This window comes from Haloferax litoreum (genome assembly GCF_009674605.1).
GTDB lineage: Archaea > Halobacteriota > Halobacteria > Halobacteriales > Haloferacaceae > Haloferax > Haloferax litoreum.
On record NZ_WKJO01000001.1, the window covers coordinates 1,056,382 to 1,079,017 of the forward strand.

26 protein-coding genes are annotated in these 22,636 nt (G+C 62.8%); 14 read left to right on the forward strand and 12 right to left on the reverse strand.

Going from position 1 to position 22,636, the window contains the following annotated elements:
• Positions 1 to 47: 47 nt before the first annotated feature.
• From GJR96_RS05495 to upp, 3 genes are all read right to left on the reverse strand, one after another.
• Positions 48 to 1,079, reverse strand: a complete 1,032-nt coding sequence (locus GJR96_RS05495; protein WP_151162014.1) for a TAXI family TRAP transporter solute-binding subunit — start codon at positions 1,077 to 1,079, stop codon at positions 48 to 50.
• Between the two features lie 385 nt (positions 1,080 to 1,464).
• Positions 1,465 to 1,674: a DUF7569 family protein gene (locus tag GJR96_RS05500; protein WP_058573015.1), complete on the reverse strand. Its 210-nt coding sequence runs from the start codon at positions 1,672 to 1,674 to the stop codon at positions 1,465 to 1,467.
• Between the two features lie 93 nt (positions 1,675 to 1,767).
• On the reverse strand, positions 1,768 to 2,448 hold the full coding sequence (gene upp / locus GJR96_RS05505; RefSeq protein ID WP_151162015.1) for a uracil phosphoribosyltransferase: 681 nt from the start codon (positions 2,446 to 2,448) through the stop codon (positions 1,768 to 1,770).
• A 247-nt stretch (positions 2,449 to 2,695) separates the two neighbouring features.
• On the opposite strand from upp, the gene GJR96_RS05510 reads away from it, so the two are divergent.
• Together GJR96_RS05510 and GJR96_RS05515 are read left to right on the forward strand one after the other, a co-directional pair.
• Complete coding sequence (locus tag GJR96_RS05510; RefSeq protein WP_151162016.1) at positions 2,696 to 3,025, forward strand: hypothetical protein; 330 nt, start codon at positions 2,696 to 2,698, stop codon at positions 3,023 to 3,025.
• 146 nt (positions 3,026 to 3,171) lie between these two features.
• Positions 3,172 to 3,393, forward strand: coding sequence for a hypothetical protein (locus GJR96_RS05515; protein ID WP_151162017.1), 222 nt, complete (start codon positions 3,172 to 3,174; stop codon positions 3,391 to 3,393).
• A gap of 46 nt (positions 3,394 to 3,439) precedes the next feature.
• Here the strand turns inward: GJR96_RS05515 and GJR96_RS05520 are convergent, their stop codons facing one another.
• Both GJR96_RS05520 and GJR96_RS05525 read right to left on the reverse strand, forming a co-directional pair.
• The gene (locus GJR96_RS05520) at positions 3,440 to 3,643 is read right to left on the reverse strand and encodes a hypothetical protein (protein WP_151162018.1); all 204 of its coding nucleotides are present in this window, start codon (positions 3,641 to 3,643) and stop codon (positions 3,440 to 3,442) included.
• Positions 3,640 to 4,926 carry a CobW family GTP-binding protein gene (locus tag GJR96_RS05525; RefSeq protein ID WP_151162019.1) on the reverse strand — a complete coding sequence of 429 codons (1,287 nt, stop codon included), beginning with the start codon at positions 4,924 to 4,926 and terminating at the stop codon, positions 3,640 to 3,642. Before GJR96_RS05525 ends, GJR96_RS05520 begins: the two co-directional genes overlap by 4 nt.
• A 101-nt stretch (positions 4,927 to 5,027) precedes the next feature.
• Between GJR96_RS05525 and GJR96_RS05530 the strand changes: the two genes are divergently transcribed.
• From GJR96_RS05530 to GJR96_RS05540, 3 genes are all read left to right on the forward strand, one after another.
• The gene (locus GJR96_RS05530) at positions 5,028 to 5,324 is read left to right on the forward strand and encodes a hypothetical protein (protein WP_151162020.1); all 297 of its coding nucleotides are present in this window, start codon (positions 5,028 to 5,030) and stop codon (positions 5,322 to 5,324) included.
• 1 nt (position 5,325) lies between these two features.
• The gene (locus GJR96_RS05535; protein WP_151162021.1) at positions 5,326 to 6,291 is read left to right on the forward strand and encodes an ArsA family ATPase; all 966 of its coding nucleotides are present in this window, start codon (positions 5,326 to 5,328) and stop codon (positions 6,289 to 6,291) included.
• A gap of 137 nt (positions 6,292 to 6,428) precedes the next feature.
• On the forward strand, positions 6,429 to 8,237 hold the full coding sequence (locus GJR96_RS05540) for a carbon starvation CstA family protein (protein WP_151162022.1): 1,809 nt from the start codon (positions 6,429 to 6,431) through the stop codon (positions 8,235 to 8,237).
• Between the two features lie 29 nt (positions 8,238 to 8,266).
• Here the strand turns inward: GJR96_RS05540 and GJR96_RS05545 are convergent, their stop codons facing one another.
• A complete protein-coding gene (locus tag GJR96_RS05545) occupies positions 8,267 to 8,893 on the reverse strand; it encodes a hypothetical protein (protein WP_151162023.1) in 627 nt (208 codons plus the stop codon).
• Positions 8,890 to 9,270 carry a cupin domain-containing protein gene (locus tag GJR96_RS05550; RefSeq protein ID WP_151162024.1) on the reverse strand — a complete coding sequence of 127 codons (381 nt, stop codon included), beginning with the start codon at positions 9,268 to 9,270 and terminating at the stop codon, positions 8,890 to 8,892. Before GJR96_RS05550 ends, GJR96_RS05545 begins: the two co-directional genes overlap by 4 nt.
• An 88-nt stretch (positions 9,271 to 9,358) precedes the next feature.
• Here GJR96_RS05550 and GJR96_RS05555 point away from each other — a divergent pair, with 88 nt between their 5' ends.
• From GJR96_RS05555 to GJR96_RS05580, 6 genes are all read left to right on the forward strand, one after another.
• Positions 9,359 to 9,568, forward strand: a complete 210-nt coding sequence (locus GJR96_RS05555; RefSeq protein ID WP_151162025.1) for a hypothetical protein — start codon at positions 9,359 to 9,361, stop codon at positions 9,566 to 9,568.
• Positions 9,569 to 9,695: 127 nt separating this feature from the next.
• Entirely contained in the window at positions 9,696 to 10,388 is a 693-nt protein-coding gene (locus GJR96_RS05560; RefSeq protein ID WP_151162026.1) for a DUF5828 family protein, read from the forward strand.
• A gap of 235 nt (positions 10,389 to 10,623) precedes the next feature.
• The gene (locus GJR96_RS05565) at positions 10,624 to 10,863 is read left to right on the forward strand and encodes a hypothetical protein (RefSeq protein ID WP_151162027.1); all 240 of its coding nucleotides are present in this window, start codon (positions 10,624 to 10,626) and stop codon (positions 10,861 to 10,863) included.
• Positions 10,864 to 10,953: 90 nt separating this feature from the next.
• On the forward strand, positions 10,954 to 11,325 hold the full coding sequence (locus GJR96_RS05570) for a helix-turn-helix domain-containing protein (protein ID WP_151162028.1): 372 nt from the start codon (positions 10,954 to 10,956) through the stop codon (positions 11,323 to 11,325).
• A 93-nt stretch (positions 11,326 to 11,418) separates the two neighbouring features.
• Complete coding sequence (gene thrC, locus GJR96_RS05575) at positions 11,419 to 12,678, forward strand: threonine synthase (RefSeq protein WP_151162029.1); 1,260 nt, start codon at positions 11,419 to 11,421, stop codon at positions 12,676 to 12,678.
• A gap of 119 nt (positions 12,679 to 12,797) precedes the next feature.
• Positions 12,798 to 13,247 (forward strand): hypothetical protein, encoded by a 450-nt coding sequence (locus GJR96_RS05580; RefSeq protein ID WP_151162030.1) that lies wholly within the window; start codon positions 12,798 to 12,800, stop codon positions 13,245 to 13,247.
• A gap of 6 nt (positions 13,248 to 13,253) precedes the next feature.
• Here the strand turns inward: GJR96_RS05580 and serA are convergent, their stop codons facing one another.
• Positions 13,254 to 14,831, reverse strand: a complete 1,578-nt coding sequence (gene serA / locus GJR96_RS05585) for a phosphoglycerate dehydrogenase (RefSeq protein WP_151162031.1) — start codon at positions 14,829 to 14,831, stop codon at positions 13,254 to 13,256.
• A gap of 161 nt (positions 14,832 to 14,992) precedes the next feature.
• On the opposite strand from serA, the gene serB reads away from it, so the two are divergent.
• The 3 genes from serB to GJR96_RS05600 all read left to right on the forward strand — a co-directional run bounded on the left by serB (position 14,993) and on the right by GJR96_RS05600 (position 17,461).
• Positions 14,993 to 15,643: a phosphoserine phosphatase SerB gene (serB, locus tag GJR96_RS05590; protein WP_151162032.1), complete on the forward strand. Its 651-nt coding sequence runs from the start codon at positions 14,993 to 14,995 to the stop codon at positions 15,641 to 15,643.
• A 110-nt stretch (positions 15,644 to 15,753) separates the two neighbouring features.
• A complete protein-coding gene (locus GJR96_RS05595; RefSeq protein ID WP_151162033.1) occupies positions 15,754 to 15,945 on the forward strand; it encodes a hypothetical protein in 192 nt (63 codons plus the stop codon).
• 166 nt (positions 15,946 to 16,111) lie between these two features.
• Positions 16,112 to 17,461, forward strand: coding sequence for a dienelactone hydrolase family protein (locus GJR96_RS05600; protein ID WP_191965811.1), 1,350 nt, complete (start codon positions 16,112 to 16,114; stop codon positions 17,459 to 17,461).
• 92 nt (positions 17,462 to 17,553) lie between these two features.
• On the opposite strand, the gene lpdA is transcribed toward GJR96_RS05600, so the two are convergent.
• From lpdA to pdhA, 4 genes are read right to left on the reverse strand one after another with little or no spacing between them, the layout of a single operon-like run.
• Positions 17,554 to 18,981: a dihydrolipoyl dehydrogenase gene (lpdA, locus tag GJR96_RS05605; protein WP_151162035.1), complete on the reverse strand. Its 1,428-nt coding sequence runs from the start codon at positions 18,979 to 18,981 to the stop codon at positions 17,554 to 17,556.
• Positions 18,981 to 20,480, reverse strand: a complete 1,500-nt coding sequence (locus GJR96_RS05610; protein WP_151162036.1) for a dihydrolipoamide acetyltransferase family protein — start codon at positions 20,478 to 20,480, stop codon at positions 18,981 to 18,983. Before GJR96_RS05610 ends, lpdA begins: the two co-directional genes overlap by 1 nt.
• Positions 20,481 to 21,464: an alpha-ketoacid dehydrogenase subunit beta gene (locus GJR96_RS05615; protein ID WP_151162037.1), complete on the reverse strand. Its 984-nt coding sequence runs from the start codon at positions 21,462 to 21,464 to the stop codon at positions 20,481 to 20,483.
• On the reverse strand, positions 21,461 to 22,567 hold the full coding sequence (gene pdhA, locus GJR96_RS05620; protein WP_151162038.1) for a pyruvate dehydrogenase (acetyl-transferring) E1 component subunit alpha: 1,107 nt from the start codon (positions 22,565 to 22,567) through the stop codon (positions 21,461 to 21,463). The genes GJR96_RS05615 and pdhA overlap by 4 nt, the downstream gene beginning before the upstream one ends.
• Between the last annotated feature and the right edge of the window lie 69 nt (positions 22,568 to 22,636).

Sequence of the window (22,636 nt, forward strand, 5' to 3'; positions counted from 1 at the left end):
AGGATTGGTCGGGTTGGTATACTGCTGTTCTGGTGCGCCCCTGTGCGTTAGCCGAAGTAGGCTTCAGCACCGGGGTGCAGCTCGATGGACATGCCGTCTTGGGCGGTGTCCGCCGAGATGAAGTCCGTCTTGATGGTCAACTGGTCGACGTTGTCGAAGATTGCCGCGGTGACCGCTTCGACAGTCGCGTCGGACTGTTCGGCGTTGGTCGCAATCATCGCCTGGACCGAGACGGTCGGGGCGGGGTTCTCGAGGCCGTAGGTACCGGCCGGGACTTCGTCGTCCGCGTAGAACGGTGCGGCTCCCTTGACGGCTTCGCGGGCGTCGCCCTCGACGGGGACGATGCGGACGTCTTCGGTCGCAGCGAGTTCTTCGATGGCACCGACCGGCCAGCCGCCGACGACGAATGCCGCGTCGATGTCGCCGTTCTTCAGCTGGTCAGAAGCCTGCGAGAAGCCGGTGTTCTGCTCGGTGTAGTCCGTGACACCGAGGGCTTCGAGAATCTGGTTCGCGTTGACCTGCGTCCCGGACCCGAGGTCACCGGTGTTGATGGTCGCACCCGAGAGGTCGTCGGTCGTCTCGATGCCCGTGTCTGCGAGCGTGACGATGTGAATCGTCTCGGGGTAGAGCGTGGCAACGCCACGGAGGTTCTCGACGGCGTTCCCTTGGAACGCCTCGATACCCTCACCGTTGCGGGCGAAGTACGCGACGTCGTTCTGAATCAGTGCGAAGTCGGCGTCACCGCGTGCGAGGCTACCGACGTTCTCGACGGAGGCACCGGTCGACTGGACCTGAATAGTGAAGTCCGTATCGGACTCGATGACCGACTTAAACTCGTTCGAGAGGGGGAAGTACGTCCCACCCGTGCCGCCTGCGTGCCACGAGAGGCGAGCACTGCCGCCGTTGCCGCCGTCATCACCTTCGGTGGTCGTCTCTTCGGCTTCCGTCGTCTCTTCGCCACCGGACGATTCGGTGGTCGTCTCCTCGCCGTCGCCACCGCCGGTACACCCGGCGAGGCCAGCGAGACCAACTGCGCCTGTTGCAGCGATAAACTGTCTTCGGTCGAGCTTCCGAGTCATACAGTACCATTCGTATTTATAAATATAAATCACTGTTCATGTCAGAGCCCAAAATGTGTATATTTTCACATTATAGATGATAAATTATTATTATAGATTGGGGTTTTAATGTGGGAGATGTTATCGTAGAACCATCCCCTATCGTAGGTGGGATAATGTCGTTCAAGAAGTATTAACTATTCGGCAGTCTTCGTCAGGGCGGCGAACGGGGGTCCACTTGTGTTCGACTCGAAATGAAGGGTTCGGTGGTGTCTATTCTCGTTGCATCGCCGAGTGTGCTGGTGTTTGTCACACTACTCGAAAGAGGTGTGCTTCGGGACGTTCGAGTCGAGCGAAAACCCCTCGACACCGGTCACTTTTCGACCCGAAAAGAGGGGGTGTCGCCTCAGTCGACGATTATCTCTGAGTCGGACGACTCCGACGACGCGTCGGACGCTTTCGGCGACATCTCGTCTTTGTATCGCGTAATCCAGTCGGCGAAACAGTTCGGACAGAGTCGTTGGTCGTCGACCGTCGAACGGTCGACCTGTAGACGGACCGCCCGTGCGAGTGCGTCTTCGACCGGTTGCCCGCAACCGTCACATGGGTCGCTCATCTCCGACTCCCTCCGCGAGTACGAGTGTCGTCCATGATTCGGAGTGCGCGGGCGGTAACTTAGTCGTTACCCGCGTGCTTCGCGAGTGCGAGCCTAGGTGGTTCGAAACGCGCGGTCACCGGCGTCGCCGAGGCCGGGGACGATGTATCCGTCGTCGTCGAGGTAGTCGTCGATAGCGACCGTCAGCAGGTCGACTTCGGGGAACTGCTCGCCGACGCGAAGGAGTCCGTCGGGGGCCGAGACGGCCGAGAGGACGAAGAGTTTCTCGGGGTCGACGCCCGCGTTTTCGAGGACGTGGTCGAGGACGGCGCACATCGTCGACCCCGTGGCGAGCATCGGGTCGGCCACGATGACGGTGTCCGCTTCGGTGATTTCGGGGAGTTTCACGTAGTCGATGGTGATGGGGAAACTCCCTTCCTCGCTCATGCCTGCCTCTTCGTCACGGCCTGCGGAGATGACGCCCTGCTTCGCCCGCGGGAAGGCCTTCAGGAGACCTTCGACGAAGGGCGTAGCGGCGCGAAGCACGTTGATGATGACCACGTTGTCGAGGCCCTTCACACGTTCACCGGTCGTCTCCTGCAGTGGCGTCTGGATGGTGACGTATTCGGTCTCCATCGCACCGTCGATAATCTCGTAGCCACAGATACGGCCGAGTTTGACGAGGCCTTTTCGGAAGGCGACCTGCGTCGTCTGGACGTCTCGGAGGCGCGAGAGCGTGTCCTTCGCCAGCGCGTGCGTGATGAGGTACGCGTCGTCTCGGTCTTCGATGGGCATCTTACCGAATAAGCGGACTCCCGAAGGACATAAATGCGGCTATCGGCCGCCAGCGGCCCCCTGCGGGTAGTTCACGAATGGGGCGCGAGGGAGTCGCACGACGACGGGTGCGAGTCGTGTTACGGACTCATTACGTGGATAGACACGGCCCGACCGCCAACACCACCGAGTATAGGTTCCCTACTGTGACACTCTGGACGAGGATAAGCTGAGTATATCTTTGTCGTCGTAGCGCGTAGAATGGACTATGTACCTGCGGAATCGCCACGGAAAGAGCGTCGACGCCGTCCCGTTCTTCGTCGTGGCCTCGCTCGCGTTCATGTTCGTCGTCTCCTTCGGGCCGTTCTACGGGACACTGTTCGGCCTCTCTATCGCGGCGGGCCTCGTCGGGTCATTCGTCGTGACCGTCGGATGCAGTTGCGTCGCGTACTACCGACTCGTCTGGACCGTGGACCCTGACCTCCGTGCCGAGATTCCGGTGAGCGTTCGCTTACGGAATCTGGGGTACGCCGCGTTGGCACTCTTCTTTCTCCTCGTCTTGTTGCTCCTCCCGGTCATCCATCGGATGTACTACTGAGATACGTCGGCGGCGCACGGTGGCTCCTCGCCGGCGAGACTCGCACCGGCGTGTTGTGTGAGCGGTCGTGCACCTGTGGAAGCGGTCGTGTACCGTGCTCGGCCACCCGGCCGGGGATTTAACAATCGAGCCAACGAGCCGAAGCTATGGGTCTCGTTAGCACACTCAGAGGCGTTCTCGTGGCCGCGAACCAGTCGGCAGACAGGTCGGGAACTGGCCGTGAATCGAAAGGCGGGTACTGGTGTCACGACTGTGGCGAGCGTATCCTCGACCTCGACGTGGAGGGCGAAGGCCCACCGTCGTGTCCGTCCTGTGGCGACGAGATGGTGTTGGAGCGTTCTCCCGGAAGCACTGGGTGTGCGTGTTAGCTGGCACGCGACGTCCGGTCCTCGAGTGCGACCGACCTTCCCGCCGCTACTTCGTCACGACGTAGGTGAGTGCGATGAGCACTAGCGCCGCTGTCGCGACGTTGACGAAGGTGAACGCCATGAGTTCGAGGTACGAGAGTCCGTAGACCACGACGGTGGCGAAGATGGACGAGAGGACGATGTTCATGACGAACACGACGCGAGGGTCGCCTTCGCCCCACTCTATCTCGCCGGTCTCTCCGTCGCTCATTGCGCACCCTCCGGTTCGGCGAGCGTGAGTTCAGCACCCGGTTCGACAGGATACGTGCCGTTTGCCACGTCTGCACCCGGTTCGAGGACGTGTTCGTCCAGTGCCTCGACGAGGGACGCTTCGTCGATGCCGCGTCCGATGAACACGAGTTCGGTCCGTTTGTCGCCGTACTCGTCGTGCCAGTCGATTTCGGGGTGATTGCGTCGGTAGGTGTCCTGTTCGAACTCGGGGAGTGTCGCAATCCACGGGCCGCCGGCGGTCACGTACGCCGACGGACCGGCCTGACTGTAGGTGTAGTGGACATCGTCGGCCCCGCCAATCCACAACGACCCTTTGGCTCGGACGACCGAATCGGGGAGATTCCCGAGCACTTCCGACGCTCCATCGGGGTCGAGCGGTGCGCGTCGGCGGTAGACGAACGACGTGATGCCGTACGTCTCCTCTGCGTGCGAGACGACGCTGTGGTCGTGGTCGTCTCCGTGTGCGTGCGAACGTTCGTCGTGACTGCTGTGGTCGTGGTCGTCTCCCTCGTGACCACTCTCGTCGTGGCCCTCGGCATCTCTCGCTTCACCCTCGTGTTCGAGTGCGGCCCGCCAGCCAACGGGTGCATCGGGGTCGTGGAGGTCTGAGAGGAGGAAATCGACGTCCACGCCGCCGTGGGTCGTCTCGACGATATCGACGCTGGGACGAAGCGCCGAAATCACGTCGCGCACGTCTGCGACTTCGTCGTCGCTGACGAGGTCACGCTTGTTGAGGACGACGAGGTCCGCGCTCTCGACCTGTTCGACGAGGAGGTCGGAGAGCGGTTCGACCGACCCGTCGCTGTCCTCGGCGACCGTTCGTTCGGGGTCGCCGCCGACGAAGGTGTCGGCGAAGAGGCGGGCGTCGACGACGGTCACGAGACCGGCGACGTCGTACCTCGCTGCCGCCCGCGACGTGACGAAGAGTCGCGCGACTGGTCCGGGTCGTGACACGCCGGACGCCTCGACGACGAGGTGGTCGAACGAGCGCTCCTGAGCGAGTCGCACGACGGCCGTCTCGAGGTCGTCCTGCAGTTCACAGCAGATACACCCGTTGGACAATTCCGTCACACCACCGCCGACGGTCAGTTCGGACTCCTCTGCGACCAACTCGGCGTCGACGTTCACCGACCCCATGTCGTTGACGAGGACGGCGATGTCGTGGTCGCCAGCGTTCGTCAACAGGTGGTTGAGAAGCGTCGTCTTGCCCGCCCCGAGGCTCCCGCCGAGCACCGTCACAGGGATTGCCTCACGCGGATTCATGGCCGGCCCTACCTCGCCCTCGTATATGAACCCGGGGGAATCCTGTGTCGTCGTTCGTGAGCGATACGCTTTTGGCCAGTCATCGGCGAGTGTGTAACCTGATGACGCTTGCCGCGCGCATCGAGTCCTTTCGTGAACTCGTAGTGGAGTGGCTTCGCGGCCTCTACCACGGGATGATAACACACCCGGCCTACGAGAAAATCGAGAAACAGGCCGAAGACGACGAAGACGCGTTTATGCTCGCGTGCTTCCCGGATGCGTTCGGCATCCCGTCGCCCGTCTCCTACTACACGGCCGAACTGCTGCCGTACCTCGAAGACGAGTTCGAGGCGTGGGAGCGACGGATGTGGGACCGTGGGTCGCTTCTCGAACGAAAGGGCCATCAATACCACTTCTAACATGCGAAAATTCGTGTTCTTCGGCGGAAAGGGCGGCGTCGGAAAGACGACCATGTCGAGCGCCTACGCGGTCAAGTGCGCTCGCGCTGGCGTCTCCACGCTCCTCGTCTCGACAGACCCGGCGCACAGTACGCGGGACGTGTTCGACCAGTCGTTCACCGACACGCCGGAACCCGTCGAGGACGAACCGAACCTCGACGCGATGGAGATAGACCCCGAGACGGAAGTCCGGGAACATCTCATGGAGACGAAGCGAGCGCTGGGCGAACAGGTGAGTCCGGCGATGGTCAACGAAATCGACCGGCAGATTGAGATGGCCCACCAGACGCCCGGCGCACACGAATCTGCACTCTTCGACCGGTTCATCGACGTGATGCGGGACTCCGACCAGTACGACCGGATCGTCTTCGACACCTCGCCGACGGGTGGCACCCTTCGCCTCCTCTCGTTGCCCGAGTACCTCGACGGGTGGATTCAACGACTGCTCCACAAACGAAAGCAGTCGGTCAAACTCTTCGAGCGTGCGGCTATCGGCAACAACGAACCACGGCGGATGATGGAAGGCGACCCGATTATCGCACGTCTCGAACAGCGTCGTGACGACTTCAACTTCGCCAAGGAGATGCTCCAGTCGCAGGCGGCGTTCTTCCTCGTCGTGAACCCCGACGAACTCTCGATTCGTGAGACGAAGCGAGCAGTCGAGCAACTGGACGACTACGGACTCGACGTTCGTGGACTGGCGGTCAACCGCCTGACACCCGAACCGGACCCAGACGAACAGGGCCGTGGCGCGACGTTCTTGCGAAATCGGGTCAAGACCGAACAGGAGCGGCTTCGAGAACTCCGCGAGGACCTATCGCCACCGCTGGTCGCCGCAATCGAGACACGGGTCGCCGAAGTGAAAGGAGATTTCCTCGGTGAAGTGGCGGACGAAATCGAGGTTGGTGTAGAACTCACCACGAATTGAGTTGTCATTGAATTTATGACGGGATGTTGGTTTTCGAACCCGTAGCGATGCGTACCTGTACTCCAGTTTCCATACATTCTCAACTATCGTTAACGTTAAGGTAACCATTTTCGTGTCTCATGGTGGGGCAGAGTACCATGGTACAAGTTATTTGGCTGGTCGTTACCGTACTTGCGTTGTTCACGGTGGGGTATTTCGGTTACTCCCGGTACCTCGCACGATTCGTCGAACTCGACGATAGTCGTGATACACCGGCGCACAAGTACGAAGACGGTCAAGAGTACGTACCGGCGAAGAAGCCGGTCTTACTGGGGCATCACTATTCGAGTATTGCAGGCGGGGCTCCCATCGTGGGGCCAATTACGGCTGGTGTGGTGTGGGGGTGGCTCCCCGCACTCGCGTGGATTGCTATCGGAAACCCACTTCTCGGTAGTGTCCACGACTTCGTGTCGCTGTCGAGCAGTCTGCGACACGACGGAAAGTCTATCGGGTACATCATCGGCGAGTACGTGGGCGAACGCGGCAAGAACATGCTGCTGTGGTTCGCGTTCCTCACCATCATCCTCGTCGTCGCGGTGTTCGCCCTCGTGGTGGCCATCGTGTTCAACGCGTACCCCGAGGCGGCGACGGCGAGTCTGGTCTACATCGCCCTCGCCATCCTGTTCGGGATGTACCTCTACCAACTGAACCTGCCGTTCCTTCCGGGCACGGTCGGGTTCGTCGCCGCCATGTTCATCGGTGTGTACTTCGGCATTCAGTTCCCGATTGCACTGTTCGAACCTGCGGCACGCGCACCGGCGTCGACCATCGTCCTGCTCGGCAGTGGCGGGTCGTGGCTTCCGGCAGCGGGCGCGTTCGGTGCTAACGCCGCGGCGTGGATTCCGATTATCCTCGTCTACGGTGCACTCGCGAGTGCCCTTCCGGTGTGGGTACTCCTGCAACCGCGTGACTACCTCTCGTCGTTCCTGCTCTACGCAGGTGTCGGCGGGGCACTGCTCGCAATCATCGTCGGCACGCTCGTCGGCACCTCGTCGCAACCGCTCGTGACGAACCTCGAACCGTTCTACGGATTCATGGGCCGGACTGGGACGCCGTTGTTCCCGCTCCTGTTCATCACCATCGCGTGTGGGACCATCAGCGGATTCCACTCGCTCGTCTCTTCGGGGACCACCTCGAAGCAACTCAACAAGGAGTCTGACGCGCGGATGATTGGCTACGGCGGCATGCTCGGTGAGGGTCTCCTCGCCACTGTCGCGCTCGCAACGGTCGCTATCGTCGCTCCCGACGTGGGTGGCGGTATCGGCCTCGCCCTGCCGACGTTCGCGGCAGGTGGCGGTATCATCCTGACGAGTTTCGGTGTCCCGACGTCCTTCGGTGGTCCGTTCATGGCTCTCGTGCTCGTGAGTTTCCTGCTCACGTCCACTGACACGGCCGTGCGCCTCGGCCGCTACATGATGGAAGAAATCGTCGGCACGCCCGAGTCGTCGGCCCAAGAACTCGCGACCAACCGCTGGGGCAACGCTGCGGTGCAGGCTATCCCGGCGTACGTCCTCATCACGAGTGGGTCGTGGCTCACCCTCTGGCAACTGTTCGGCGGTGCCAACCAGCTTCTCGCTGCGCTGGCACTCCTGACGGCTACGGTGTGGCTGGCCAACTGGGACGACTCGAAGCAGCTCATCAGCACCGGCGGTCCGATGGCCCTGATGGTCACCATCACGAGCCTCGGTCTGCTGTGGCTGGCGATTCACGACAACATCTACGCGAAGTTCCTCAACGCCGAGTGGATGGCGTCGGCCACGACGGTCTCGATGATTTCGGCAGTCGTCCAGATTATCCTGGCGTTCACGCTCATCTACCTGGCGCTCTCGCTCGCCAAGATGGGCTACGAGAACATCCAGGACGTGCGGGGTTCGAGCAGCGGTCACGTAACCCCGAACGACGACTAACGTCGCGAAACCATCCGACGGTTCTTTTTTTATCGACGCAATCGCTCGACGAGTCGCTGCACGACGCCCTTCGAACTCGTGGGTGAGATATCGGTCCAGAGGGTAAAGGCGTCCACCGAGTCGGCGTTTCGACTCGCGATTGCCGCCTCGTCGTCGGGGGCGACGACGGCGACGTTCATCTCGACGTGGCCGTAGTAGCCGAACTTGATGAGCGTCCGGTCCGCGAAGTCGGAGACGAAGTCGTGGACGTCTTCCGGGACGTCGGGCGCGACGAGGACGAACGTGAAGTCCGTCCCGAAGTGCTCTGGACTCGGTTCGACCCACAGGTCGGCGAGTTCGTGCCCCAACTCGACGAGGCGTTCGAGTTCGGCGATAGTCGCGGTGTCGACGCGACGGGCGAAGAGGTACTCCTTCGCGTGGTGGTTCGCGTAGTTGATGGACCGATGCATGAACTGCTTTTGCGTCTCCATCAGCATCGACCCGAAGAGGTCGAACCGCTCACCGCGGACGACGGAGTTCTTCTCCAAGTCGTAGTGGAACATCAGTCGGTCACTCACTCGGTCGAGATACTCGTCGTCCCACTCGGGAACGTCGAGGTCCGGGCCGTCAGTGTCGTCCCGATTGTCGCTTCTTCCGGGGTGTCCGACGTCGCTCATCGCTCGTCGGAGTCGTACGCTTCGGCGTCACCCGACACGGCAGGTGCACCGATGGCGAGGATGTCGACCGCCTCAGTCGCGTCGTCCGGGTTGTGAGCGCGGTGCGGACTCTCCGGGTCGGCGACGAACAACTCGTCTGCCGACACCTCGAACGTCTCGTCTGGCGTCTCGACGAACAGTGTGCCCGAGAGGACGTAGAACGCCTCTTCCTGTTCGGTGTGATAGTGGTACTTCAGCGGCACCTGTTCGCCCGGTTCGGCGCGGAAGCGATTGAGTGCGAACTGTTCTAAGCCGCCTTCGACGCCGATGCGTCGAAGTTCGCATGGTCGGTCTGGTATCGGTTCGACGTCGTCCGTGTCCACGACGCGGTATCCCATGAGACGGTGCAACACGTTCGTCCCTATAAGCCCGTCGCGACCGGTGGGAAACCAAGATTTATTCGTGATGGTTGCGAATCGGGCGCACATGGCAGGCCCGAACCGAGAGGCGTGTGGTCGGTGTTCGATGACGACCGTCGTCGATGCGACGAGTACCGGCGACCGCGACCCATTCGGGGACGAGAAGATAGAACTCGACGAGTCGGAACTCCGGACAGCGTCGCCCAGTGCGTGGTTCGAAGGCCTCTCGAACCGCCTCGACGCCTTCGCAGAGCGTGTCATCTACGGCAATCGCTGAGCGTTTCGACCGACCGAAGCGCCCTCGCTGGTTCTCGACTGATTGCTTCTCTCTTCAGTAAATTTTCCTCGTGTGAGAGGGGTTCTCGGAGAATTTTTATCTCTTGGCACGTAGTCCAGTCAACGACATGGAAGAGAGCATCTCCGGATTCAAATGCCGGGGCTCTTGGGGGGAAGTCGTCGAACACGGGGAGCGAATCACCCGTGCCCTCCGCGAGTCCGGGGTCGAAGGCGCGCACTTCGACGACTGGGACGAGTGGCGGCCAAAATCGCACGAGCGACTGGGAGAAGACGTCAACGAGAAGACGGCCAAGCAAGCGAGTGTCGGCGAGGGCGAAGGTGAGAAGGAGGGGAAAGCGCCCAACGAAGACCTGAAGACGGCCGGCGAGAAGTTGTCTCGTTCCTACGAGAAAATCGAAGCGGGAGACGACGAGGGTGCCGTCGAGTCGTGGCAAGACTCCATCAACTACGTCGCGCGTGCTGCCGACTCCGCCGGGCGGAAAGCCCTCCGCAAAGTCGAAGACACCGTCTACCGGAAGGTGATGACGCAGTTGGCCCCGTACTACTTCGACAACGAACTCATCAGTGCCAACATCCAGCAGGTCGGCCGTGGAACGGGCGACGAAGTGTTCGTCTTCGAGGTCAACGTCAACGACGACGGCCTGAAGACGAACGTCTCGGAGATGCTCCGAAACTACGAGGACGAAGTGGACCGCTGGCACATCGACACCGAGAAAGAGACGGAAGTCGCGGAGGTTGTCGAAGGCGTCGAGGTGCCGGTCACAGACGCAGAGAAGCGGTCCAAGTCGACGACGAACTGACGGGAGTGGAGTCTACCGGTGACTCGTCGTGGGGTTGGGAAGTCGACGACGAACTGACGGGAGTGGAGTCTACCGGTGACTCGTTGTGGGGTTGGGAAGTCGACGACGAACTGACGGGAGTGGAGTCTGCCGGTGACTCGTTCCTCACTCAGTCCCCTCTGTTCGGTCTGGGTTTCGCCGCACGCACCTCTCACCCTTCGATAATACTGATACGGCTCGCCCGAAATGTGAGTGTATGGCCGACTTGCTCCGAATCGAGTCTGGGGAGTTGACCGCCGACGAGATTCTCGACGCGCTTCTCGATGGGCATCGCATCATCGTCCGGGCTGAGATGCTCGGCGGGATTCACGAGGTGACGCTCCGTCACGACGGGTCGACGTTCTACTGCGACACGCCGACGACGCTCCACAAACACGAAGACGAAGCCGGGATGCGGACGTGCGTGACGAAGATGGGATACGCGAAAGACGAGTAGACTGCGTGTCGGGTCGGGGTACTTCTCCGGCGGAGCAACGCCTTCGCCGCTTGGTGAGGGTTTAATTCGGCGGACAGCGAACAGATGTGCATGGCTGATGCACCGGATATGGAAGACCTGATGGAGACTGACGACCCGAATTTCGGGCACGTCCTCGCCTGTGTCTTCGGAATCCAGAGCCACGAGAGTCGGACGTACCTCGCGCTCCTCGACAACCCCGGAAGCACCGTCGCAGAACTCGCCGAAGTTCTCGAACGCGACCGGAGCAACGTCAATCGCTCGCTGACGACGCTGCTCGACAAGGGCCTCGCAGAGCGCAAACGCCGACTGCTGGACCCCGGCGGCTACGTCTACCAGTACACGGCGACGCCGCTCCCGGAGGCCAAAGAGATGATGCACGCCGCCCTCGACGAGTGGGCCGACGACGTGCACGCTCGTATCGACGCCTTCGGCGAGTCGTAAGCAGCAGTGCGCTTCACGTCCGTCTCGCTGTCGGTCCGGTAGGTACCGCCCAAACCCACCTGCTTTTGTCCCTCTGGTGCCACGCCCCGACCAATGAGCCTCGAACTCACGGCACCTATCCCCGAGGAGCCATCTGTCGCCGACGACGGCACCTGGCTCGAATGTATCGAGTGCGGCGAACAGTTCGCACCGTTCGACGACGTACGGTACACGTGTGACGACTGTGACGGCCTCCTCGAAGTTCGCTACGCGTCCCCGCCGACGTGGGACGACTTCGAGGGCCGCGGCGTCTGGCGCTACAACGCCGCGCTCCCGTTCGAAGAAGGCGTCTCGCTCCCCGAGGGCGCGACGCCGCTGCACACCGTCCCGCGCCTCGAATCTGACGTCGGCGTCGAGACGCTTCGCATTAAACACGAGGGGATGAACCCCACGGGGTCGTTCAAAGACCGCGGCATGACCGTCGGCGTCCGCGTCGCGAAGGAACTCGGCGTCGGGCGTCTCGCCTGCGCTTCGACGGGTAACACCTCGGCCGCCCTCGCAGCATACGGCGCGCGCGGTGGGATGGAGACGCTCGTTTTGCTCCCTGCCGGGAAGGTCGCCGCCGGGAAGATTGCGCAGGCGGCGCTCCACGACGCCCGCATCCTCGAAGTCGACGGCAACTTCGACTCGTGTCTCGACATCGTACAGGACCTCGCCGCCCGCGGTGAGGTCTACCTCCTCAACTCGCTGAACCCCTTCCGCCTCGAAGGCCAGAAGACCATCGGCCTCGAAATTCTCGAAGAGTTCTTCGACGACTACGGCACGTACCCAGACCGAATCGTCCTCCCCGTCGGCAACGCGGGCAACACCTCGGCGCTCTACAAGGCGTTCCGCGAACTCGTCCAGTCGGGTGCGCTCGACGCCGAGGACGTGCCGAAACTGACGGGCGTGCAGGCAGAGGGTGCCGCCCCGATGGTCGAAGCCATCGAGAACGGGTGGGACGAGACGCGCCGCTGGGACGACGTGGAGACGCGTGCGACGGCCATCCGTATCGGCAACCCCGTCAACGCGCCGAAGGCACTCCCCGGAATCCGCGAGACGGGCGGCACTGCCGTCGCCGTCTCGGACGAGGAAATCACCGAGGCACAGCGTGACCTCGCCGCCGAGGGCGTCGGCGTCGAACCCGCGTCCGCGGCGTCTGTTGCCGGCCTCCGCAAACTCCGCGAGAACGGCACGGTCAGCGAAGACGAACAGGTCGTCTGTCTCACGACGGGGCACCTCCTGAAGGACCCCGACGCGGCGTTCGAGGCCGGTGACGACCCCGAACCGGTCCCGAACGATACCGACGCAGTGCTCGAACACCTCGCCGAGTAAGCGGGGCGTTCGACCACCGACTTTCACCCACGACTTCGGCCTGCGACGGACGACCGCTGACGTGCGTCAGTTGTTCGTCTGACACGTCTTTTTCATTCTGTGTCACGTGGTACCACACGATGTCGCTCAGTAGTCTGCCGACCGGGACCATCGGAGGTGGGTCAGGGTCACGAACGTACCCCTCAGACGAGACGGGCACCGGCCACTCCGGGGCCGGCCCACCATCGTCGACCCGTCCTGCTGATTCCCCTCCAACGCAGGATGTCGCGTCGCTTCGCCGCGAGAACGAGGCGCTTCGCCGTGCGAACACGCGTCTCAAAGAACAACTCGATACGACCCACGAGAATCGTCACGCGGTCATCGACCACTACGAACGGTTACTCGCAGAACGGTACCGAGAACACGCTCACGGGATGTCGTCACGAGCGTCGCAGTCGCCGAAGAATCGGTCGCAAAGAAGTGATACGTCGGCCGGCCTGCTGTCGTCCATCGGCCGTGGTCTTGGCCGCGTTCAGTCGGGCGTCGGCCGCGTTGTGATGCGAGTTGTGCCGTCGGTTGGCGGACGGTAACCCTGCTTACAGGGTAATCGCGTCGACGTCGATGATACGGTCGTCTGCGAGCAGTTTCTCGCGGACGTCGTCCGTAACCTCGTCGTCGAGGTTGTAGACGGTCAGTGCCTCGCCGCCGGCCTTCGCGCGGCGGGCGTTGAACATCCCTGCGATGTTGACGTCGTTCTCGCCGAGGACGGTGCCGATGAAGCCGATGACGCCGGGTTTGTCGTAGTTGCGAGCGACGAGCATCTGGCCGTGCGGGATGGCGTCGAGTCGGTAGCCGTTGATGCGGACGATGCGCGGGTCGTCACCGGCGAAGAGCGTCCCCGAGATGGTCATCTCTTCGTCGCCGTTGCGGACGGTGACCGTCACGAGACTCTGGAAGTCCTCCGACTGGCGGGACTTCGACTCGGTGACTTCGATACCGCGCTCTTTCGCAATCTGTGGCGCGTTGACGGCGTTGACCTGCCATTCGAGGGGCGTGAAGACGCCCTTCAGGGCGGAGGCGGTGACGAGTTCGACGTCTTCGGCGGCGATGTCACCCTGATAGCTGACTTCGACTTCGCCGAGGCGTCCGTCGAGGAGTTGACCGGCAATCTTGCCGGCGGTTTCGGCGATTTCGATGTAAGGTTGGATGCGTGGGAAGGCGCTCTCGTCCACCGAGGGGGCGTTGAGCGCGTTCATGACGGGTTCCTCACGGAGTGCGGCGACGACTTGGTCGGCCGTCGAGACGGCGACGTTCTCCTGTGCGGCCGAGGTGGATGCACCGAGGTGCGGCGTGACGACGACGTTCTCCACCGAGAGGAGTGGGTTGTCGGGCGAGACGGGTTCGTCGGCGAACACGTCGACTGCGGCACCGTCGAGGACGCCGCTTTCGACGGCCTCGGCGAGGGCGGCCTCGTCGACGACGCCGCCGCGGGCGCAGTTGATGAGGTAGCCGCTTCCCATCGTCTCGAGTTCGTCAGTGGAGATGAGGCCCTCCGTCTCGGGCGTCAGCGGCGTGTGGACCGTCAGGAAGTCGGCCCGCGAGAGACACTCGTCGAACTCCACGAGTTCGGCACCGAGTTGTTCCGCGCGCTCTTGGCCGATGTACGGGTCGTACGCGACGAGGTCCATCCCGAGTGAGTGGTACTTCTTCGCGACTTCTTGGCCGACGCGGCCGAGGCCGACGACGCCGAGCGTCTTCCCGTTGACTTCGTTGCCGAGGTAGTCGGACTTGGCCCACTCGCCGTTCTTCAGACGGGTGTGCGCCTGCGGAATCGAGCGTGCGGCGGCGAAGCCCATCGCAACCGTGTGCTCGGCGGCGGCGCGAACGTTCCCTTCCGGTGCGTTGGCGACGATGACACCGTGTTCGGTGGCGGCGTCGATGTCGATGTTGTCGACACCGATACCGGCACGGCCGACGATGACGAGGTCGGGTGCCGCCTCGAATACCTCGGCGGTGACCTGTGTCCCGGAGCGAACGATGAGCCCATTTGCGTCGGAGACGGCGTCCAGTAGCGCGTCGCCTTCGACATCGTATGCGGTCTCTACTTCGTACCCAGCCTCACGAAGTCTGTCCAGACCCGCATCGGCGATTGGGTCCGTGACGAGTACCTTCATGCGCGTAGGGACATACTCACGGGGGTTAAGAGTTGCCACAACGGCCGATATCGTGACAGTGAGAGTGTCTCACATGATTGTGTACTTGTCGAACGACTGTCTCTGTTCGGTGTTTCTGCCGACGCGGAAGCTTTGAAACCCCGCGGGAACGACGGGCACGTATGCGAATCATCGCCTTCGACTTCGACGGCACGCTCTCGGACTCGGAGATGACCGTCCTCCTCGGCGAGAAGAACGGTACCGCCGAGAAGATGGCCGATATCACCGAACGCGCCATGAACGACGAGATTAGCTACGCGGAGAGCCTGCGCTCGCGCGCTCGACTCCTCGAAGGACTCGAAGAGGAACTCGCAGAAGAGGCCTACGGCGAGGTTGAACTTCGACCCGGCGCGGCCGAACTCATCCAGCGACTCCGCGACTACGGCCACCACGTCGCCATCTTCACCGGCGGATTCAAACGCGGCGTCGAACGCGCACTCGAAAAAGAGGGGGTCGAAGTCGACGACATCGTCTCGAACCACCTGCCCGTGAAGGGTGGCCGACTCACCGGCGACGTCGAGGGGTCGCTCATCGAGGGGACGAAGGACACGGCGCTGGAGAACTACGCCGCCGAACACGACGTACCAATGGAGCGAACCGTCGCTGTCGGCGACGGCGCGAACGACCTGCCGATGCTCGAAGTCGCCGGCCTGTCGGTTGGGTTCGTCCCGAAGACGGCAGTTCGCCCCGCCTGCGACGTCGTCGTCTCCTCGATGGACCGGTTAGGAAAGGTGTTCGAGGGGTACAACATCCTCGACGCCGACGAGGAGTAACCGCGTCGACGACACCGACGCGTCCCGTCTTGAGGAACTGGCACGCACTACTGGCCGGCGACGTTTGAACACTGCTAACGCTTATCATGGTTGGCGTCGTATCGACTTTCATGTCTATCAGCGACGTCGACACACCCGAGCTCTGGGTGGCGGGGTTCGTCTTCGTAGCCCTCGCTCTCGCCGCCCAGTTAGAGGGTGTGGTCCTCCTCGACTTCCGCACACTCGGCATCGACAAATCGATTCCCGCCGCCGTGGCAGTGGTGGGGACGATGCTGGCTTTGTGGTGGTTGGAAAACGAGTGAACCTTCCGATGGGTGTCTTCTTCGGGTCGGGATAGGGCCGGCGGTCAGTTTTCGGGTATTCGTCCGCCGTCTCGGGATTCTCTGTGCGGGAGAATCGAGTTCGAACGTTATTACGCGGCCAAATCGACAACCAATGGTTATGTTTGGTTCCCGCTGGTTCCCCATTGTGCTCGCTGCCCTCGTCGTCGTCGGAGTCGGCGGGTGGGTGTCACCCTTCGTCTTCGTCCCGGACGTTGGTGGTGAGGGGTTCACCACAGAACGAGTCTACGTTCGAGCAGATGGTCGCATCACCGAGGCGGCACTGTACGTCCCGAGTGGCGAACGCCCCAGACCGGGTATCGTGTTTGGGGCCGGGTCAGGGTCTGAACCTGCGATGTACGCTGGATACGGTGAGACACTCGCTCGACAGGGGTTCGTCGTCTTGATTCCCGGACCGACCTACGAACTCGAAGACGGGTCTCCCGTCCCGTGGATGATTGTCCGCGACGAGAGTGACCTCTGGGACCGGGTGACTGAGAACTACCTCAACTGGGTGGCGTATCTGGAAGCACATCCGCGAGTCGACGACGAACGCATCGTCGCCGGTGGGCACTCTGGCGGGGCCAACGGGGCCTATCGGGCGGCGTACGAACGTGGCGACGTACGGGGAGTCGTCGCCATCGCTGGCCGGTTCCCACCAGAGCGACCCGACCCGCTTCAGACGAACGTCCTCTTGGCGACTGGGAGCGACGATTCACTCGTTCCACCGAGTACCCTCGTGGAGATATCCGAACCACTGACTGGGACGAGACTCGAACCCGGTGACCGAACCGGGTCCTTCGACGACGGAACGGCGGCACGCGTCTTCGTCGCAGATGGGGCGACACACCTGTCCGAGTCGTACGACCCGTCGCTCGTCGCCGCGACGACAGACTGGTCGCTCCGGTCGGTTGGCGAGACGCCCCCAGACCAGTACGAGACGACTGGCCGACCCATTCGGTCGGTTCTCCAGCAGTTCGTCTTCGGGTTGGTCGGCGTCCTCGCGGCCACCGCCCTCGTCGCCCGCGAAGGTGCTCCCTCGCTGGACAGCGACTACCGGGCGTACCTTCCACCGACAGTTGCGGTGGTCGGATTCGTCGCAGTCGTCGGCACGACGCTCTCGGAGAGCGTCTACCACCTCTGGCCTGCACCGTCACAGTTCGTAAAATACGTCTTCTTCGCCGGCATCCTCGCAGTCGTCGGTGGGGTGCTTCTTCGCGGGTCCGAACGAATCCCGCGACTTGAGACGAGATACGGGGCCGTCCTGTTCGACGCCGCGTTCCTCGTCGTCTCGATGGCGGTGTTCGTCCTCGTTTCGACGCGCTTCGTCACGTTCCAGTTGGTGACGACGGTGGTCCTGTCGGGCGTTTTCTTGCTGCTACTGTTGCCCGTCGTCGTCCTGCTTTCCCTTCTGGAGCGAGACGCCGCGCCGCGCTGGGTGTTCAGTAGCCTCGCTGTCCTCTGGTTGTACCCGGCAGTCGTCCCGCCGTACCTGTGAGTGGTCTAATTCTGACACATACGCGCTGGTGGCGGCCGTCGCTCACAGTGAGCGTGTCTGCAAAAAATCGAAGTGGGTGTCGGGACTCGAGGTTACCGATTCAGCGTGTGAATCGCCTGTCCGAGCGCGTTTTCGGCGGCCTCCATGACCGCTTCGGCGAGCGTCGGGTGGGTGTGGATGGTGGATGCAACGTCTTCGAGCGTCGCGCCCATTTCGATGGCGAGAGCGACTTCGGCCACTAACTCGGACGCCTCGGGGCCGACGATTTGCGCTCCGAGGATGAATCCCGAATCTTCGTCGGCGACGATGCGGACGAAGCCATCGGCGTGACCCGTGGTGAGGGCACGACCGGATGCGCGGAAGGGCATCTGCCCGACAGCAGTTGTGAATCCCATCTCTTCGGCCTCGTCTTCGGTCATCCCGACCGTACCGATTTCAGGGTCGGTGAAGACGGCGGCCGGGACGGCCTGACTGTCGAAGGCGACGGGTTCACCGGCGATGTGCTCGGCGGCGACGATGCCTTCTTTCGAGGCGACGTGTGCGAGCATCGGGGTGTCGGCGACGACGTCACCGACTGCGTAGATGTGCTCCACGTCGGTCCGGCGGAAGTCGTCCACTTCGAGGAACCCACGTTCGTCGGCTTCGAGGCCGGCGTTTTCGAGTTCCATCGTGTCGGTGACGGGCGAGCGACCGACGGCGACGAGCACCTTGTCGGCACGGTACTCGGCTTCCTCGCCGTCTTCCGTCTCGGTGGTGACGATGATGCTGTCGTCGTCTTCGCGCCACCCGCTGGCACCTTCGCCGAAGTTCATGTCGATGCCGAGGTCTTCGGCGCGCTTGCGGACGACACGGGCCACGTCGGACTCGTATCCCGGGAGGATGTCGTCGAGCATCTCGACGACGGTGACGTCCGAATCGAGTTTGGCGAACGTCGTGGAGAGTTCCATGCCGATGTAGCCGCCGCCGACCACGACGAGGCGGTCCGGGACGGTGTCTGCGGCGAGGGCGTCGCGCGAGGACCAGACTTGCTCGTCCGCGAAGTCGAAGCCCGGAATCTGGATGACGCGCGACCCGGTGGCGATGATGCAGTGTTCGAACTCGATGGTTTCGGAACCCTGTCCTTCGCCGCCGTGGGCGATGCGGACGGCGTTCTCGTCTTTGAAGCGGGCGGTTCCCTCGACAAGGTTGACGCCGTTGGCCTTACAGAGTTTCTCGACGCCGCCAGTGAGTTGGTCCACGACGCCGTCCTTCCAGTCGCGCAGTTGCGACATGTCGACGACGGGGTCGGCGTGGATACCCATCTCTTCGGCGTTACCCGCCTCGTGGGCGAGGTTCGCACTCGTGATGAGCGCCTTCGACGGGATGCACCCGTAGTTCAGGCAGGTGCCGCCGTAGGCGTCCTTCTCGACGAGCGTGGTGTCCAGACCCTGCTGTGCGGCGCGGATGGCGGCGACGTACCCGCCCGGTCCGGCACCGATGACGAGTACCTCGGTTCCGGTCGCGATATCTCCAACGACCATTATTCGAGCACCAGCAGTTTGGGGTCTTCGAGCAGTTCTTTGATGCGGTTCGTGAAGCGGGCACCCTGTGCGCCGTCGACGATGCGGTGGTCGAACGACAGCGAGAGGGTGAGGACTTTTCGAGGCACGATTTCACCGTCTACAACGCGCGGCTTGTCCTTGATTGCACCGAGCGCGAGGATTGCCACTTCGGGGTAGTTGACGATGGGCGTCGCGTACTCGCCGCCGATGCCGCCGATGTTGGTGATGGTGAAGGTGCCACCGCGCATCTCGCCGGGCGAAATCTTGCGGTTACGGGCCTTCTCGACCAACTCGTTCATCTCGTCGGCGATTTGGAGCATGCCCTTGCGGTCCGCGTCGTGGACGACCGGAACCATGAGACCGGCGTCCGTCGCGGCGGCGACGCCGATGTTGTACTCGTCGCGGAGGACGATTTCTTCGTTCTCCTCGTCGAGTTGCGAGTTGATGTACGGGAAGTCCTTGAGCGCCGCGATGACCGCCTTCATCACGAACGGCATGTAGGTGAGTTTCGTGTCGCGTTCCTCGGCGACTGGCTTGAGTTGCGAGCGCAGTTCCACGAGTTCCGTCACGTCCACTTCGTCGTGGTGGGTGACGTGCGGCGCGGTGTACTTCGAGCGCTGCATCTGGTCGGCGATGGCCTTGCGGACGCCCTTGAAGGGAACGCGCTCGCCGGCGACGGGGCCGGAGTCGGCCGTCGCCGTCTCGGCCGTCGCGGTGCCTGCCTCGGGTTCGGCGGCGACTGCTTCGGCGTCTGCGGCCTGTGCCGCACGCTGGGCCTCGGCGTACTCGGTGACTGCTTCGGGCGAGACGAACGCCGCACCGTCGCGCATCTCCGTCGCAGGCACGGCGTCGATGTCGACGCCTTTCTCTTTGGCCAGCGCACGGGTCGCGGGCGCGGCGAGCGTCTTGTCACGCGCTGCGGCCTCAGCGGCCGCGGCAGCGCTTTCGTCGCGCTTCTCCGTCGCCGACTGACCGTTGATTTCGATGCTGCGTGGCCCTTCGGCCGGCGCTTCTTCTGCTTCTTCTTCCTCGGCGGCCGCACGAACGTCGCCTTCGGTCACACGACCGCTCGGACCGCTTCCGTCGACAGATTCGAGGTCGACTTCGAGTTCGCGGGCGAGTCGTCGGACGCTCGGTGGGGCGAACACGCGTCCGCCAGCGTCGGTCTCTTCTTCCTCGTCGGGTTCGGGTTCTGCCTCGGGTTCGGCGGCCGGTTCGGCCTCCTCGGCCTCTTCGCCACCGACCTGAATGGTGATGATGACGTTGCCGACCGGAACCATCTCGCCTTCTTCGGCGAGGAGTTCGTTCACCGTCCCGTTGAACGGCGACGGAACGTCCACGAGTGCTTTGTCCGTCTCGACCTCTGCGAGTACCTGGTCTTCGGTCACTTCGTCGCCCGGTGCGACGTGCCACGTTACGAGTTCGCCTTCTGCGACGCCTTCACCGACGTCGGGGAGTTTGAATTCCTTGAGTGCCATTCAGAAGTTCACCGCCTCACGAATGCCGTCTTCGACGCGGGCGACCGACGGGAGGTAGTAGTCCTCCAGTGCGTACAGCGGGTACGGGACGTCGTAGCCTGCGACGCGCTTTACGGGTGCTTCCTGGTAGAGGAGCGCCTCTTCTTGGATGATAGCCGTGATTTCGCCGCCGAGGCCGCCGGTCTTGGGGGCCTCGTGGACGACGACTGCGCGACCGGTCTTCTTGAACGACTCCACGATGGTCTCGCGGTCCAGCGGCGAGATAGAGCGCAGGTCGACGACTTCGGCGTCGATACCCTCTTCTTCGAGGTTCTCGACCGCTTCGAGCGTCGGGCGGGTCATCGCGCCGTAGGTGAACACCGACACGTCCGACCCTTCGCGGCGGACGGCGGCCTCACCGATTGGGACCGTGTAGTCTTCTTCGGGGACTTCGCCGCGGAACGCCCGGTAGATGAGTTTGGGTTCGAGGAAGACGACCGGGTCGGGGTCGCGGATGGCCGAGATGAGCAGTCCCTTCGTGTCGTACGGCGTCGAGGGGATGACCACCTTCAGACCGGCCTCGTGCGCGTAGAACATCTCTTTCGACTCGGAGTGCGACTCGGGTGCGCGGATGCCGCCGCCGTAGGGGGCGCGCAGGACCATCGGGAGCGTGTAACGGCCACGGGTCCGGGTGCGGAACCGCGACATGTGGCTCACGATTTGGTCGAATCCGGGGTACATGAAGCCAGAGAACTGAATCTCGGGAACCGGCTTCAGGCCCATCGCGGCCATCCCAACTGCCGTGCCGATGATGCCGGACTCTGCGAGGGGCGTGTCGATGACTCGGTCGTCGCCGAACTCGTCCCAGAGGCCCTCGGTGGCCCGGAAGACGCCGCCGTTCTTGCCGACGTCTTCGCCCATGACGAGCACCTCGTCGTCGAGGTTCATTTCGGTGTAGAGACCGTCCCGTACTGCTTGCACGATGGTGAGGTTCTGTGCGCTCATTCTCGGAGGAATCCTTCGTCGCCAACCTTCTCACGGAGTGCTTCGAACTCCTCGTACTGTGCTTGAATCTCCGGCGTCCGTTCGTCGTAGGCGTAGTCGAACATGTCGCTGGGTTCCGGACGCGGGTCGGACTCGGCCGCCTCGATGGCGTCTGCGACTCGTTGTTTGATTTCTGCCTCGATTTCTTCGACCTTCTCGTCGTCGAGTCGGCCCGTCTCACGGAGGAACGCTTCGAGACGCGGGATGGGGTCTTTCGCCTTCCACTTCTCGACTTCCTCGTCGTCGCGGTAGACGGTTGGGTCGTCGGCGGTGGTGTGTGCGCCGAAGCGGTACTGGACCGCCTCGATGAGCGTGGGTCGTCCCTCGCCCTCACCGGGGTTCCGAGCCTTCTCCAGTGCGGCCTTCGTCACGGCGTAGACGGCGAGGGGGTCCATTCCGTCGACCTGCACGCCGTCGATGCCGTAGGCGGCGGCCTTCTGTGCGATGGTCTCGGAGGCCGTCTGTCGCTCGCGCGGGACAGAAATCGCCCACTGGTTGTTGTTACAGAAGAAGACGTTGGGGGTGTCGAAGACGCCGGCGAAGTTCAATCCTTCGTGGAAGTCGCCTTCGGACGTCGCACCGTCACCGAAGTAACAGAGAACTGCTTTGTCCTCTTCACCGCGGAGTTTGAACGACCATCCGGCACCCGTCGCGTGCGGAATCTGCGACGCGATAGGAACTGCAGGCGGGAAGAGGTTCACGCCCTCGGGCATCTCGTTGCCCTTCTCGTGGCCCATCCAGTACAAGAGCGTCTGCTTGAGGGGAAGGCCGCGGAGCAACGCCGCGCCGTGTTCGCGGTAACTGGGCACCATCCAGTCGTCTTCTTCGAGTGCGATGGCGCTGCCAATCTGTGCGCCTTCCTGTCCCGACAGCGGAGGGTAGGTTCCCATCCGTCCCTGTCGCTGCAGACTCACTGCCCGAGTGTCGAAGTGTCGAGCAAGGCGCATATTCCGGTACATGTCGACCAGTGTCTCGTCGTCGATGTCGGGGACTTCACCGACGACGGTGCCGTCCTCATCGAGCACTCGTACCTGGTCCTGTGGGTCACGCTGAAGTACGCTCACGGGAGAACCCTCCTGTTCATGGCAAAATCGACACCCGCTGGCGTTATATTGTTTTCGTATATAATTTAC

What these genes read in the sequence shown, in the direction of transcription:
- GJR96_RS05495 (WP_151162014.1), bottom strand. Translation starts at nt 1,079, where the DNA reads ATGACTCGGAAGCTCGACCGAAGACAGTTTATCGCTGCAACAGGCGCA.
- GJR96_RS05500 (WP_058573015.1), bottom strand. Translation starts at nt 1,674, where the DNA reads ATGAGCGACCCATGTGACGGTTGCGGGCAACCGGTCGAAGACGCACTC.
- upp (WP_151162015.1), bottom strand. Translation starts at nt 2,448, where the DNA reads ATGCCCATCGAAGACCGAGACGACGCGTACCTCATCACGCACGCGCTG.
- GJR96_RS05510 (WP_151162016.1), top strand. Translation starts at nt 2,696, where the DNA reads ATGTACCTGCGGAATCGCCACGGAAAGAGCGTCGACGCCGTCCCGTTC.
- GJR96_RS05515 (WP_151162017.1), top strand. Translation starts at nt 3,172, where the DNA reads ATGGGTCTCGTTAGCACACTCAGAGGCGTTCTCGTGGCCGCGAACCAG.
- GJR96_RS05520 (WP_151162018.1), bottom strand. Translation starts at nt 3,643, where the DNA reads ATGAGCGACGGAGAGACCGGCGAGATAGAGTGGGGCGAAGGCGACCCT.
- GJR96_RS05525 (WP_151162019.1), bottom strand. Translation starts at nt 4,926, where the DNA reads ATGAATCCGCGTGAGGCAATCCCTGTGACGGTGCTCGGCGGGAGCCTC.
- GJR96_RS05530 (WP_151162020.1), top strand. Translation starts at nt 5,028, where the DNA reads ATGACGCTTGCCGCGCGCATCGAGTCCTTTCGTGAACTCGTAGTGGAG.
- GJR96_RS05535 (WP_151162021.1), top strand. Translation starts at nt 5,326, where the DNA reads ATGCGAAAATTCGTGTTCTTCGGCGGAAAGGGCGGCGTCGGAAAGACG.
- GJR96_RS05540 (WP_151162022.1), top strand. Translation starts at nt 6,429, where the DNA reads ATGGTACAAGTTATTTGGCTGGTCGTTACCGTACTTGCGTTGTTCACG.
- GJR96_RS05545 (WP_151162023.1), bottom strand. Translation starts at nt 8,893, where the DNA reads ATGAGCGACGTCGGACACCCCGGAAGAAGCGACAATCGGGACGACACT.
- GJR96_RS05550 (WP_151162024.1), bottom strand. Translation starts at nt 9,270, where the DNA reads ATGGGATACCGCGTCGTGGACACGGACGACGTCGAACCGATACCAGAC.
- GJR96_RS05555 (WP_151162025.1), top strand. Translation starts at nt 9,359, where the DNA reads ATGGCAGGCCCGAACCGAGAGGCGTGTGGTCGGTGTTCGATGACGACC.
- GJR96_RS05560 (WP_151162026.1), top strand. Translation starts at nt 9,696, where the DNA reads ATGGAAGAGAGCATCTCCGGATTCAAATGCCGGGGCTCTTGGGGGGAA.
- GJR96_RS05565 (WP_151162027.1), top strand. Translation starts at nt 10,624, where the DNA reads ATGGCCGACTTGCTCCGAATCGAGTCTGGGGAGTTGACCGCCGACGAG.
- GJR96_RS05570 (WP_151162028.1), top strand. Translation starts at nt 10,954, where the DNA reads ATGGCTGATGCACCGGATATGGAAGACCTGATGGAGACTGACGACCCG.
- thrC (WP_151162029.1), top strand. Translation starts at nt 11,419, where the DNA reads ATGAGCCTCGAACTCACGGCACCTATCCCCGAGGAGCCATCTGTCGCC.
- GJR96_RS05580 (WP_151162030.1), top strand. Translation starts at nt 12,798, where the DNA reads ATGTCGCTCAGTAGTCTGCCGACCGGGACCATCGGAGGTGGGTCAGGG.
- serA (WP_151162031.1), bottom strand. Translation starts at nt 14,831, where the DNA reads ATGAAGGTACTCGTCACGGACCCAATCGCCGATGCGGGTCTGGACAGA.
- serB (WP_151162032.1), top strand. Translation starts at nt 14,993, where the DNA reads ATGCGAATCATCGCCTTCGACTTCGACGGCACGCTCTCGGACTCGGAG.
- GJR96_RS05595 (WP_151162033.1), top strand. Translation starts at nt 15,754, where the DNA reads ATGTCTATCAGCGACGTCGACACACCCGAGCTCTGGGTGGCGGGGTTC.
- lpdA (WP_151162035.1), bottom strand. Translation starts at nt 18,981, where the DNA reads ATGGTCGTTGGAGATATCGCGACCGGAACCGAGGTACTCGTCATCGGT.
- GJR96_RS05610 (WP_151162036.1), bottom strand. Translation starts at nt 20,480, where the DNA reads ATGGCACTCAAGGAATTCAAACTCCCCGACGTCGGTGAAGGCGTCGCA.
- GJR96_RS05615 (WP_151162037.1), bottom strand. Translation starts at nt 21,464, where the DNA reads ATGAGCGCACAGAACCTCACCATCGTGCAAGCAGTACGGGACGGTCTC.